Source organism: Neorhizobium sp. BT27B (genome assembly GCF_050455485.1).
Taxonomy (GTDB): Bacteria; Pseudomonadota; Alphaproteobacteria; order Rhizobiales; family Rhizobiaceae; genus Neorhizobium.
The window spans coordinates 258,093-271,622 of sequence record NZ_JBCIYT010000006.1; the positions used below are offsets into that span (position 1 = coordinate 258,093).

Annotated in this window: 10 protein-coding genes; 1 reads left to right on the forward strand and 9 read right to left on the reverse strand. The window is 62.9% G+C overall.

Annotation, left to right across the window (positions count from 1 at the left end; translation table 11 throughout):
• Position 1: 1 nt before the first annotated feature.
• The 4 genes from coaBC to AAIH70_RS18000 form a co-directional block, all read right to left on the reverse strand.
• Complete coding sequence (gene coaBC / locus AAIH70_RS17985) at positions 2–1,213, reverse strand: bifunctional phosphopantothenoylcysteine decarboxylase/phosphopantothenate--cysteine ligase CoaBC (protein ID WP_132276398.1); 1,212 nt, start codon at positions 1,211–1,213, stop codon at positions 2–4.
• Positions 1,214–1,301: 88 nt separating this feature from the next.
• A complete protein-coding gene (locus tag AAIH70_RS17990) occupies positions 1,302–2,054 on the reverse strand; it encodes a hypothetical protein (protein WP_132276835.1) in 753 nt (250 codons plus the stop codon).
• 104 nt (positions 2,055–2,158) lie between these two features.
• The gene (locus AAIH70_RS17995) at positions 2,159–3,562 is read right to left on the reverse strand and encodes a hypothetical protein (protein ID WP_245519228.1); all 1,404 of its coding nucleotides are present in this window, start codon (positions 3,560–3,562) and stop codon (positions 2,159–2,161) included.
• Positions 3,563–3,654: 92 nt separating this feature from the next.
• Complete coding sequence (locus tag AAIH70_RS18000; RefSeq protein WP_132276400.1) at positions 3,655–4,554, reverse strand: LysR family transcriptional regulator; 900 nt, start codon at positions 4,552–4,554, stop codon at positions 3,655–3,657.
• A gap of 108 nt (positions 4,555–4,662) precedes the next feature.
• Here AAIH70_RS18000 and AAIH70_RS18005 point away from each other — a divergent pair, with 108 nt between their 5' ends.
• Entirely contained in the window at positions 4,663–5,925 is a 1,263-nt protein-coding gene (locus tag AAIH70_RS18005; protein WP_132276402.1) for an MFS transporter, read from the forward strand.
• 13 nt (positions 5,926–5,938) lie between these two features.
• Here the strand turns inward: AAIH70_RS18005 and AAIH70_RS18010 are convergent, their stop codons facing one another.
• From AAIH70_RS18010 to ubiB, 5 genes are all read right to left on the reverse strand, one after another.
• Complete coding sequence (locus AAIH70_RS18010; RefSeq protein ID WP_132276404.1) at positions 5,939–7,600, reverse strand: urocanate hydratase; 1,662 nt, start codon at positions 7,598–7,600, stop codon at positions 5,939–5,941.
• A gap of 214 nt (positions 7,601–7,814) precedes the next feature.
• Complete coding sequence (locus tag AAIH70_RS18015) at positions 7,815–8,912, reverse strand: DUF917 domain-containing protein (protein WP_132276406.1); 1,098 nt, start codon at positions 8,910–8,912, stop codon at positions 7,815–7,817.
• A gap of 3 nt (positions 8,913–8,915) precedes the next feature.
• A complete protein-coding gene (locus tag AAIH70_RS18020; RefSeq protein ID WP_132276408.1) occupies positions 8,916–10,166 on the reverse strand; it encodes a Zn-dependent hydrolase in 1,251 nt (416 codons plus the stop codon).
• A 54-nt stretch (positions 10,167–10,220) separates the two neighbouring features.
• Positions 10,221–11,831, reverse strand: coding sequence for an aromatic amino acid ammonia-lyase (locus tag AAIH70_RS18025; RefSeq protein ID WP_430035136.1), 1,611 nt, complete (start codon positions 11,829–11,831; stop codon positions 10,221–10,223).
• 121 nt (positions 11,832–11,952) lie between these two features.
• The gene (gene ubiB / locus AAIH70_RS18030) at positions 11,953–13,515 is read right to left on the reverse strand and encodes a 2-polyprenylphenol 6-hydroxylase (RefSeq protein ID WP_132276410.1); all 1,563 of its coding nucleotides are present in this window, start codon (positions 13,513–13,515) and stop codon (positions 11,953–11,955) included.
• Positions 13,516–13,530 lie beyond the last annotated feature (15 nt).

Consider the following 13,530-nt stretch of genomic DNA (forward strand, 5'->3'; position numbering starts at 1 on the left):
ATCAGATCGACGTAAGACGTTCGGCAATCAGCGCCGCCAGCCGCTCCGCCACCGCGTCCTTGGAAAGGTCCGGCCACGTATCGATGCCGTTGGCGGAAATGATCCTGACCTGATTGCGATTGCCGCCCATCACGCCGGTTTCGGGTGAAACGTCGTTGGCAACGATCATGTCGGCGCCCTTGCGTTCCAGCTTGGCGCGGCCATTGGTCTCGACATTTTGTGTCTCGGCGGCAAACCCCACCACCAGCGCCGGTCGTCGGGCATTATGGCCGACGGTTTTCAGAATATCCGGATTTTCCGTCAGCATCAGCGGGGCAGGGGCCTTGCCCGGCTGTTTCTTGATCTTCTGGTCGGCAGATGCCGCGACGCGCCAGTCCGCCACCGCCGCCACCATCACGGCAATATCGGCCGGCAATTGTGCCTCCACGGTGGCCAGCATCTCGGCTGCCGTCTCCACATGCACGGTCGTCACACCGGCCGGATCGGCAACCGTCACCGGGCCGGACACCAGTGTCACCTCGGCGCCGAGCCTTGCCAGGGCGGCGGCAATCGCATGACCCTGGTTGCCGGAGGAGCGGTTGGCAATGTAGCGCACCGGGTCGATCGGTTCATGTGTCGGTCCCGACGTGACGATCGCCTTGCGACCCTTCAGCGGCTTTGGCCCATCGTCCAGCCGGCCGACCACCGCATCGACGATCTGCAGCGGCTCGGCCATGCGACCAACACCCGCCTCGTTGCTTTCCGCCATCTCGCCGGCCATCGGGCCGATGAAGGAAATGCCGTCTACCTTCAGCGTTTCGACATTGCGTCGTGTCGCCTTTGCCTGCCACATTTTTGGGTTCATCGCCGGCGCCAGCAGAACAGGCCGGTCGGTAGCGAGCAGCACGGCGCTGGCGAGATCATCGGCCAGACCATGCGCCATCTTTGCCATCAGATTGGCCGTGGCCGGCGCCACCAGAACGAGGTCGCAATCCCGTGCCAGCCTGATATGGCCGACATCCTGTTCGTCCTCGCGCGAAAACAGCTCGGTATAGACATGCCCGGACGACAGCGCGCCGACGGCCAGCGGTGTCACGAATTCCTGCGCCGCCTTTGTCATCACCGGCCGCACCTCGGCACCGCGCTCGCGCAGGCGGCGGATCAGGTCGAGGCTTTTATAGGCGGCAATGCCGCCGCTGATGATGAGAAGAATACGCTTGCCCGAAAGGTCCATGGCTCTGCCCGTAATGATTTCGGCGGGAAGCTAAGCCTTTGGGGCAGAAGTTGCAATCGTACGAACTGTACGGTGCGGCGATCGAACCTCAGGGACGCCTCGCGGGTGCCGCAGCGGCTGCCGGCATCACTCCCGGCGTGGTCAGCTTGAAGTCCGCCAGTTCCTTCGGCGTCAGGTAATAAAGCCGGTCGGGCGGCGTCTCCAATGCCTTCAGCCACACGCCGGCGCCAACACCCATCTCTTCGAGATGCCGGGCAATGCGTGCGGTGGTCGATTGGGCCGCCGACATCGCCTCCTCCGGCGATGGCCGTTCGCGGCTGCCGTTGAAAACCTGATGCACGCCGATCACCGCATCCTTTTCCGCAATACGCATCACACCGCCGGCAAACACGATTGGGCAGGAGGAGGCGCAAAGCGCCTTTTCCCTGACGCGTGTGACCAGTTTCTTTTCGCGGATCAGCTTTGACATGGCGATGGCATCTTCCACCGAGCCACCGGGGGAATTCAGCGCCACCACTTTCACATATTCGCCGCGTGCCTCGATCTCAGTTTTGAACCGTTCGGCCGCACCAGGATCGATCGCCCCTTCCGCCAACAGCACACCGCCGCCGGTTAGGTTGAAGGTAATCGGCTTGCGCAGCACCTCGGCCGGGCTTGCCGGTGTCACCGGCGGTGCATGCGGCACACCTTCGGTTAGCGCTGGCGGCAGAACCGGTGCGTCGGTCGTCAGCGGATCATGGCCGGGCAGGCGCGTATCGGTTTTTACTGTGGCAACCTCATAGAGATCGACGGCCAGAAAGGTCACCGCCGCGCCCAGCAGCATGTAGAAGGCCGTGCGCATGATCGCGCCGTCGTCGATCGATACCAGAACCTGTTTCAGGCTGCGGCGCGGTTTTGGTTCGGCCGTGATATTGGTGGCGACAGATCGGCTGATGGGGTTCACCATCAGGGACCCTTGCGCGGGTTCTTGCCCGGATCGAAACTGGCGACATTGGTGGCTTGGTGGGTGTCGTCGCTCTCCGCCGTGCGGTGGTGAAGATCGTCGCGCATGAAAGGTTCGGCCTCACGCTCGTCCGCTACCTGTTCCTCGCGCGCCCGCGGTTCGGCAGCGGCAAGGGCCACCTCTTCGGCGCTCGGTGCTCCGGCCACGGTCGTCTGTGCCGCCTTTTCCGAGATCGCCTTCTGCAGCGCCAGCGTTTCCAGAAGTTCGGCCACGGTGATCCGCTCGGCAAACGGCATGCCTTCTTCCTGACGGCGGATGGCGCCGTGCACGACGGCCAGAATGAACACCATCACGCCCGGCAGAAGGTCGATCGAGATGGCGCCAGCCCAGGCGGGAATGAAGTCGGACGCATATTCCAGCACGGCTTCGGCCGGAGAAAGCGGCACGAAACGACGCTCGGCTACCGGCGGGCGCACCAGAATTTCGTCCGCCGCCTTGGCCAGCGCCTTGGATTGCGCGGTGACCGATGCCTTCACCGTCTCCATCACCTGGTTCTGGCGGTTGACGAGATCGGGCGCCATGCCATCCGGCACCGGTGCAATGAAACCGAGCGACAGGTCATCGGCAGCGCGGCGGATCGAGGGGGCAACGGAGGTCTGCGAAAGCTGCGCCATCACATTGGTCAGCGCCACGGCTTCGGTGGAAAACTGGTCGGCGCGTGGACCGATCGGGCCGGGGGTGGAGAGCAGCGTGCGCATCGTCTCAAGCCGCTTCTGGCCCTGTTCCACCAGTTCCGTCACCTGCTCGCGCGAGGCATTGATATTGCCTTCCAGCGATTTCATCTGTGACGACATCTGGGTCAGCAGTTGCACGACGCTGCCCGATCCGGTCGTGCCGGTCAGCGAGCCGGACTGCCGTTCGACGGCGGCCAGCTGCGAAAACCGTTCGGAGGCGCGCTGGATATCCGGAAGCAGGCTCTGGGCGGCAAGTGCGTTCTGGTAGGTGCGATCGAGATCGGCGGTGTAACCCTCGACCGATTGCGCCAGATGCTGCTCGACGGCGGCGGAGCCGGCAAGCGCTGCCGCATTCAGCCAGCTCGACATGGCGAGGATCATTGCGCAGCCGGCGGCCATCACGGCAAGAAGGCCAGTGCGCCCGCTGCGGCTGGTCACATGCGGGTAGAACCGCATCATGTAGGACCAGAAGGCATAGATGCCGACCGAGACCGAGAAGGAATAGATGATGGCGGCGAAAAACACCGCCGTCGGCGAACCGTCGAGGATCGTGCGCGCCCCGAGATAGGTGTAGACGCCGGAAGCCAGCGCCAGCACGGCCAGCGCAAAACGGGTCATGGTTTCGACGGCAGCGACGCCGTCGGTCAAGCGGTGCGAAGCGCCAAGCGCCATGAAGCCTCCAGAAGGCAACGATAAAAGGAATGTATTCCTTTAACAAAGAATGAAGAACAGGGCGGAATGATGACGGCAGGTTTTGCTGGCCGTCAATGGTCGTCGTAGGTTTTTGGCCGTGGCAGCAGGCTTTCGAGATTTTCGGTTAACGGCGAGCGCTTGCCCCGCAGGCTTGCCAGCGCCAGTCGCGCCACAAGCGGTTCACCCTCTATCGGCCGGTAGGTGACGCCCTCCAGCCGCACCTGCGCCATCGAGGCGGGCACGATGGAGACACCGAGGTCTGCCGCCACGAGATTGACGACGGCGGTCATCTGCGGCGCTTCCTGCGTCACGTTGAGCTCGAAACCGGCCGCGCGGCACGCGCCCACGATATCATTGTAGAGGCTCAGCCCCACCGTGCGCGGGAACACGACAAAAGGTTCGCCCGCAAGCGCGGAGAGCGGCAGCCGCGCATGCGCCGCCAGCCGGTGTCGTGCCGGCAAGGCGATCAGCATTGGTTCGTCGGGCAGGCGCCGCATGCGCACGTTCTTCGGATCTTCCAGTCCGGGACGGATGAACACGGCATCCAGTTCGCCGCGCATCAGCCGGTCCAGCAGCAGGTTGCTGTTCATCTCGGTCAGCGACAGATCGACATCCGGCCAGCGCGCCCGAAACCGCCGGATCGTGCCGCTGACGGCCGGGTTGAAGGCGCCTGATGCGGTAAAGCCAAGCGTGAGGCGTCCCGTCTCGCCCTGGCTTGCGCGCCTCGCGGCAAGTTTCGCACGCTCGGCTGCAGCAATCGCGCCCTTGGCCTCGTCGCGAAAGGCAATGCCTGCCGCCGTCAGCTCGGCCCCATGCGGCACGCGGTGAAACAGCTGTACGCCGATCTCGTTCTCAAGGTCGCGGATCTGCTGGCTGAGCGGTGGTTGCCCGATGCCGAGCGTCTGCGCGGCGCGGGTAAAATTGCCGGCTTCCGCCACGGCCAGAAAATAACGGATGTGCCGCAATTCCATCTTTTCCGGTATCTCCAAAAGCTATCGAGATCGACAGTATCATATATTGGACTAATAGCGAGGTGAGGCGTAAATCCAGCTGCGGGAGGCATAACAAGGCATGGAAAAATGTTTCGCGCAGCGGAAAATACGCTCGATCAACCCCTCCCTCTCGTCACGCCGCAACCGGCACCGCCATCCGAAACGGACTATCTGAAAAAGGGCCAGCCAGCCTTTCGCCGTGCCAGCATCGCGCTTTTCCTCTCCGGTTTTTCCACGTTTTCGCTGCTTTATTGCGTGCAGCCGCTGATGCCGCTGTTCTCGCACGACTTTGGCGTCACCCCGGCGCAAAGCTCGCTGTCGCTGTCTCTCGCCACCGGTTTTCTCGCCTTTTCCATCTTCTGCGCCGCCGCGATTTCGGAACGTTTCGGGCGCCGCAGTCTGATGTTCGCATCACTGCTCGGCTCGGCGCTCTGCACCATTGCCTGCGCGCTGGTGCCTGACTGGCACATGTTGCTGATCCTCCGGGCGCTGCAGGGTTTTCTGCTCGGCGGTGTGCCGGCTGTCGCCATGGCCTATCTGGCGGAAGAGGTCGATCCGAAGGGACTTGGCGCGTCGATGGGCCTTTATATCGCCGGCAACGCTTTTGGCGGCATGTCCGGCCGCGTCGTCACCGGCACGCTGACCGAATTCATGTCCTGGCGTCCGGCGCTTGCGGTCATCGGCCTGCTTGGTCTTGCCGCTGCGATCGGTTTCGTGCGCCTGCTGCCGCCATCCCGGCATTTTACGCCGCATGGCGGTTTCAACCCAAAATTCCACCTGTCGGCCTGGCTGGGCCATATCCGCAATCCGGCGTTGCCCTTCCTGTTCGCCATCAGCTTTCTGGTCATGGGCGCCTTCGTCACGGTCTATAATTATATCGGCTACCGCCTTGTCGCCGATCCTTACAATCTCAGCCAGACGACACTCAGCCTGATCTTTACGGTCTACGTGTTCGGCATCGCGGCATCCTGGGCGGCGGGCCGCATGGGCGATCGGTTCGGCGCCTTCAACGTGCTGCCATTCAGCCTGCTCTCCGGCGCAATCGGCTGCGCTCTTACCTTGTCCGCATCGTTGCCGCTGATCGTCCTCGGTATCGTGCTGCTGACGATCAGCTTCTTCATGAGCCATTCGCTGGCAAGCGCGCTGGTCGGCCGGCTGGCGCGGGGCACCAAGGGCCATGCCTCGGCGCTTTACCTGCTCACCTATTATCTCGGCTCCAGCGTTGCCGGTTCGATCGGCGGCATGTTCTTTGCCGCTGCCGGCTGGCCAGCCGTCGTCGCCTTCACCTCGGGCATGCTGGTTCTGGCCATCATCGCCGGCATGAGCGCCAAGGTTTTGGCGAAACGCTGAATATAAAGGGCGCTCAGCTCAGCCTTATATGCGGCACGCCCTTCGTCTCCACCTCGTCCAGCGCCTCTTCATACCCGGCATCGGCATAACGGATGACGCCGAGCGCCGTGTCATTGGTGAGCGCATTGTCCAGCCGCTCATCGGCCTCGTCTGTGCCGTCGGCCACCACGGTGACGCCGCAACTGGTCATGTAACCCGCATAACCGCCACCGCCGGAATGCACGACGACGAGATCGGCCATGGACGCGCACAACATCATCGCGTCGAGCAGCGGCCAGTCGGCAATGGCGTCCGATCCGTCCTTCATGCGTTCCGTCATGATATTGGGATGCGCCATGGCGCCGGCATCGAGATGATCGCGGGAAAAGGCGATCGGTCCGGCCAGTTCGCCGGCCGCCACCAGCTCATTGACCTTGCGTGCGAGGGCCGTGCGCTCACCATGTCCGAGCCATGCAATGCGGGCCGGAAGCCCCTCGAACGGAATGTTGTCACGGGCCAGCCGCACCCAGTTGGTGATGATTTTATTGTCGGGAAACATCTCTATCAGCAGGTCGTCAATGCGGGAAATATCGCTTGCCTCTCCCGACAGCGCCATCCAGCGGAACGGCCCGATGGCGCGGGCAAACAATGGCCGCAGATAGGCTTCGGTGAAGATCGGAATGTCGAAGGCGTTTGCCACGCCGCCCTCGCGCGCCTGCGTGCGGATCAGGTTGCCGTTGTCAAAAACTTCCGCGCCGGCCTTTTGGAAATCCAGCATGGCCTGCACATGGTCGACGATCGAGGCACGGCTTGCCGCCATCAGTTGCCCCTGGCCATCCTTGCGCAGGCTTTTGACAGTGGCGAGATCCATGCCCTTCGGCACATAGCCGTAAACGAGGTCATGTGCGGACGTCTGGTCCGTAACAATATCCGGCACGATGCCGCGTCGATAAATCTCCGGGTAAAGCGCCGCCGCATTGCCGACGAGACCGACCGACAATGCCCGCTTTTCCTTCACCGCCGCGTCGATCATCGCCAGCGCCGCATCGAGATCGGGGGCAATCTCGTCCAGATAACCGATCGCCTTGCGTTTGGTGGCGCGCTCCGGGTCGATATCGATACACAGGATCGCTGCTCCCGCCATGCGACCCGCCAGCGGCTGCGCACCACCCATGCCGCCGAGCCCTGCGGTGAGAATGAAGCGGCCCGCCAGATCACCGCCAAAGCGTCTCTCGGCAATGCGCATGAAAATTTCGTAGGTGCCCTGAATGACACCCTGGCTGCCGATATATTGCCAGGCGCCGGCGGTCAGTCCGCCCCAGCAGATCAGCCCCTTACGCTCCAGTTCGTAAAAATATTCGGCCTTCGCCCATTGGCCGACGATGTTGCAATTGGCCATGATGACCAGCGGCGCCTTCGCATGGGTCTTCATCAGCCCCACCGGCTTGCCGGACTGGATCAGCAGCGTCTGGTCCTCGTCCATCGTCTTGAGCGTTTCGATGATCGCCTTGTGAGAAGCCCAGTTGCGCGCCGCCTTGCCGAGTGCGGCATAGACCACGAGATTGTCCGGGTCTTCGCCTACCGAGAGCACATTTTCCAGAAGCCGCAATAGCGCTTCCTGCCGCCAGCCCTTTGCCCGGAGTTCCGGGCCGCCGGGAATGGGGAAATTGGGGTGACGCGGATTTGGTTTTGGCATGCGGGTCTCCTCCGTGGTTCGTTGCGGCAACGGTTTCCCCTCACCCACAGCGCGGCTTGCTGCGCGGCACCTCTGCCCGCAGGCGGGGAAAGGGGACGTGCCCCGCTATTCCTCAGCTCTTGGCGCAGGGTGGTTCGGCATATCCCTTCTCCCCGTCACAACGGGAAGAAGGTGGCGGCAGCCGGATGAGGGGCCGTCGCAAGCTCCCAGTCTGCTAGCTCCGCCCTTTCAGCGCATATTTCGCAATCTCGATCCCCATCGCCTTTTCCACGTAAGGGTAAACCGTCGGGTCGAGCACGCTGGAAGACAGCGGCAAAATGTCCATCGGCACATGCAGCACGAACACCTTCATGCCGACCGACAACTGACCCACGCTCAAAGGCTCGCCTTCCGGCGACAGCGTGCTGATGACGGAGGGGAAGGTGGCGACACGGTTGCCGCCGGCATCCTCCACCGCCATGTATTCGTTCATCACATGCAGCACCGCCGAATTATCGCCGGTGCCGATGGTGATCGTGCCGATATCGAAAGCGTCCTGCGTATAAACGACATCCTTGGCGGTGATCTCACCTTCGGCAATGATGGCGCCGCCGGTGGTCTTGCAGATCGCATCGATCACTGCCGAACCGCCGCGCTTTTCCGCCTCGATGATCGCTTCGCCGAGCGTCAGCGCCAGCGAAATGCCGCCGAGTGCCGCATGGTTGCGCACATAAGAGGCGCGTAGCGGATTGCGGCAGGAGGCGATGAACCCGCCCGATTGATCGGCTGCCGTCCGCAGCACCGGCGAAATTTTTGCCGTCGCGCCGCGCACGACGAGTTCAATATAACGGTGTTCTTCCCGGTTGCCGCCGACGGCGGTCTGGATCATCGGCTCGGGTGAACCGGCCATGCCGATTGAACCCATGTCGCCGGTCGGATGGGCGCGCACGTCGCCCACCGCATCCACCACCTTGGTGCCCAGCACGGCGGAGGGAAGCCAGGCATTCAGCGTGGAGGATTTACCGTTCTGGCCAATGATCAGGCCCGACAGTTTTTCACCCAGCGTTTCCTGCAGGATTTGTACGGCACGGATATAATCGACACCGCGCATTTCCCAGGGCGTGGTGGAGGCGGGAGCGCCGATCGCGGCTGCCGTCGCCACCCAGTCGTCATCCTTCAGTTCGTCGATCGACACCAGTTCGGGCTTGCCCACCGCAACAGCCGCATAACCCAGCATGCGCCCATGATCAGCCCATCCGCCACCGCCTGCGGCATAAACCGAGCCGCCTTTTACCGCTGCTTCAACGTCCTTTTCGACCAGTATGCGTCCCATGCGTCAGCTCTCCTGCGTCAAACTCCGGTCCATGTCCTGCACGGCCTGAAACAGCACGGCCGTTCCAAGCGCGATATCGTTGGTCTCCGCCCATTCCTCGGCGCAGTGGCTGCGGCCATCCTTGCAGGGCACAAAAATCATCGCCGCCGGCGCCACTTTCGCCATCCAGCCGGTATCGTGGCCAGCGCCGGATGCCATGCGGCGATGGCTGATGCCCGAACCGTCGGCAGCCTTTTCGAGAATTTCCAGTACGTGCGGGTCACAAGGCGTTGCCACAACGTCCGAAATCCGGATCGGCGGCGCGATCGTTACGCCCCAGCGTTCGGCGGTGCGGGTCGCGATGGCGTCCAGATGCGCGCAAAACACCTCCATATCCTCGCGCAATTCCGCCCGCGCATCGATCAGCATGCGCACCCGTGAGGGAATGACATTGGCGGCATTCGGCTCGATTTCGAATTCACCCACCGTTGCAGTAAAATGTCCCGGTGTCTTTGAGAGTTCCAGTCCGGCCTCGCGAATGGCCAGCACGATCTCGGAGGCTGCCACCAGCGCATCCTTGCGGAACGGCATGACGGTCGTGCCGGCATGGTCGGCACGACCCTCGACGATGATCTCGATGCGGGTGATCCCGGAAATCGCCGTCACCACGCCGATATTGATGTTTTCGCGCTCCAGCACCGTGCCCTGTTCGATATGCAGCTCGAGAAACCCCTTGATGTCGTCGCGGGCGGTTGCCGCCGTCACGTCGCCGCCCACTTCTGCGATGCCTTCGGCCAGGCTGCGGCCATCGGCCATCCGCTCCAGCCACGCGTCCGGCCGCTGCCCGGTCATGCCGCGGCTGCCGATGCAGGAGACGCCGAACGGGCTGACTTCCTCGGCCAGAAAATCGACGATCTCCAGATCATGATCGAGCTCGATCCCCTTGTCTGCGAGCGAGCGCGCCACTTCCAGCGCGGCGATCAGCCCGGCAATGCCATCGAACCGTCCGCCTTCCGGCACGGTGTCGGAATGCGAGCCCAGTATCAGCGTGCCACCACCTTTTCTTCCGGGTCTGCGCCCGATCAGATTGCCGGCATGGTCGATGCGGGTTTCAAGTCCGGCATCCTTCATGCGGCGCTCCACATAGGCTCGGCCTTCCAGAAACAGCGGCGAAAATGCCCGGCGTGTCCAGGGGCGGCCGGGTTCGGTAATGTCGGCCAGCGCCTTGATATCGGCAGCAATACGGGCGGCATCGACCGGCAGATTTGAATTCATAAAATATCTCCCTGCAGCACGGGCGCGCCATCGGCCGGGAGGTTATCTCCCGCCTTACGCATCCGCCTGCGCTCCAAAAGCACCAAGCGCGAAAAATCCATCGATAGCATGGATCGGCGAGATGGCGATAAGCTCGGTGAGGAAGGTTTCGGACGCCAGTTCCTCCTCGATTGCCTCCACCTCGGCCGAAAGCGGCCGGTCGACGGTATAAAATTCCGCATGCCGGCGCACCACGTCATACACCAGCTTGGCAGCTCCACCCGGCCGATCGCCGCAGATATCCATCGCCTGCGCCGCCAGCAGCGCTTCCAGCGCCGCCAGACGTTTCAGCGCCTGTGTCTGCCTCTCGAACCGCTCAATCACCAGCGGTAGAAACGCCGCCTCATCCTCCATGCCGCCGGAAACCACCAACGACTGCGCGGATACCGGATTGGTCATCGACAAGACGCGCGAGAAGATTTCGCCGGCCAGCTTGATGATCGGCCCGAAACCGGTGGCAATGCGTCCGTGCGGCACGAGGTTCACCGGCAGGTCACGACGCTGGCCGTTGCCGAGAAGCACACAGCGGTTGAAGGCATTGCGGGCCGCATGCGCCATGGTCAGCGAGGCGGATTCCAGCAGCACCGTCACATCGAGGGGAAGCGAGCCGCCCGAGGTCAGCACCCGGCCGTCGACGATAACGGGATTGTCGTCGGATCGACCGGTTGCCGCCAGCACCTTGTGTCCGGCGGTCAGCACGGCTTCGAAGACGGAGCCAAAAACCTGCGCGATCATGCGCAGGCTGAGCGGGTCCTGCACATGTGTGGCGCTCGGCCATTCCTGGCCGCCGTCCGCCCAGCCATCGGAGGCATTGCATAGCCATTTGCCGATCATCGCCTCGCGCGGCGTGCCGACATGGGTGACGGCAATCCACGGATCACGTGAGCCACCCATGGCCGCCGATGCGGCAAGGCCCGTCGCCAGCAGGGTGCGGTTTGCGCCCGCAGCCGCACGTGTCGCCTCGGCAGTTGCGGCAAAACTCACGGAATTGACGCTGAGCGAGGCAAGACTGTCGCGCGGCGCCATCTTGAACGGTTTCAGGCCCGCCTCTTCGAAAGCCTGCGCGGCCGGCAGCCGCCGACCCTGGTAATGGGCCTCGCCGACACCGGTCAGTACCGCGCCTATCTGTCCCATCAGGCCGATATCGGCGCATCCGATCGAGCCGGTGCGCCGCACGACGGGAATGACATCGGCGGCAAGCAGCGCAAGATAGGCTTCGACCAGATCAGTCGAGCAGCCGACATAACCGGTCAGCGCCGTGTTGACGCGCAGCGCCATGGCATTGCGCACGACGGAAATGGGAAACGGTTCGCCGGTGCCAAAATGGTGGGCGCGCACAAGGCCGAGGTTAAAGGCATCGAGTTCTTCCGGCGACCATGCCACATCCTTCATGGCGCCGACGCCGGTGGTGGCGCCATAAACGGGAATGCCGTCGTCGATGGCTTTTTCCAGAATGGTGCGGGCATAACGGACGCGGTCCAATCCGTCGGGATCAGCCGTCACCTGAACGGTGCCTTGTCCAATGCGGATCAGTTCGGGAAATCCGAGCGGCTGGCCGGTCAGTTCAATGATGGCATGCGGGTCTGCGACATCCTCGGCCGGACCCTGCTTTTCGGAATTCTTCATGTCATGCACGCTGTCGGATTTTATCATCCTGTCTCCTCGTGCGCGGATCCTACCTGATCCGCGGCCTGTCGCAACCTTGTCTGGTTGCGACAGGCCATGTCGTTCCTTCTTGTGGCGACCGTCAGGCCAGCATAATCGCAATTGCCATCAGCGCGATGGCGATTACCCAAAGCGCCAACCGGCCCGAACGGGTATGCCGCGCCTCGGCCTTGCCGATCGCTTCCGCCGTCTGGGTGTCGAAACGCAGGCCGTGTTCGCTCATCTGCAACAGCTGGCCGTGGAATTTTTCGGTCTTGGCGGCAATTTCCGGCAGGGCTTCTGCCAGTTTCACCGCAGCCGTCATGCCGTCCTTGAGGTCGGTCATGATCCGCTTGGGGCCGAGATTGTCGCGGATCCACTGGCCGACAACCGGTTCGGATGCCTTCCACATGTTAAAGCGCGGGTTGAGCATGCGCGACACGCCCTCGACCACGACCATGGTCTTCTGCAGCATGATCAGCTCGGGCCGCGTTTCCATCTCGAACAGGTCGGTCACTTCGAACAGCAGCGCCAGCAGGCGCGCCATCGAGATGGTTTCTGCCGGCTGTCCGTGGATCGGCTCGCCGATCGCCCGGATCGCCTGCGCAAAACTGGCTATATCATGGTGGCCCGGCACGTAACCGGCCTCGAAATGCACCTGCGCGACGCGCATGTAATCGCGGGTGATGAAACCATAGAGGATTTCGGCAAGGAACCGCCGTTCCTTTTTGCCCAACCGTCCGACAATGCCCATGTCGACGGCGACAATGATGCCGGCCGGATCGACGAACAGATTGCCGGGATGCATGTCGGCATGGAAAAAGCCGTCGCGCAGCGTGTGGCGCAGGAAGGACTGGATCAGCGTCTCGGCGAGAAGATCGAGGTCATGGCCTGCAGCCTTGAGGCTCGTCACGTCCGACATCTTGATGCCGTCGATCCACTCCATGGTGATGACGTCGCGGCCGGTGCGCTCCCAGTCCACGTTCGGCACGCGGAAGCCGGGATCATCCTTGGTGTTTTCGCCGATTTCCGAAAGCGCTGCCGCTTCCAGCCGCAGGTCCATTTCCAGCTTGGTGGTCTGTTCCAGCGTGCGGGTCACCTCGACCGGGCGCAGGCGGCGCGAGGAGCGCATGAAACGCTCCTGCATATGGGCAACCAGATACATGCCTTCGATATCGTTGGCGAACCGCTGGCGCACGCCGGGGCGCACGACCTTTACGGCAACCTTCTTGCCCGCCACTTCGGCCGGATGCACCTGCGCGATAGATGCGGCGGCAATCGGCTCGCCAAAGCCCGTATAAAGATCGTCTATCGTCCGTCCGAGTGAGGTCTCGATCTGGTCCTTGGCAATGGCAGTCGGGAAAAACGCCATCCGGTCCTGCAGCAGCGCCAGATCGGCGGACCAGTCGACACCGACGACATCGGGACGTGTTGCCAGAAACTGGCCGATCTTGACGTAGGAAGGCCCAAGCCGCGAGACGGCACGGCCCAGACGCTCGGCACGGCTTTCCTTGATCGAACGTGGTTTGACAAAGATACGGGTCAGCGATTTGGCAAGCGCCAGTGCCGGCGGCATGCCTTGCGTCGGCAGCGCCGAAACGACACCTTCGCGCACCAGAACCCAGCCCACACGGGTCAGGCGAAAATAGGCGCCGATCGTGCTCATGCGTTCATGCCTGTC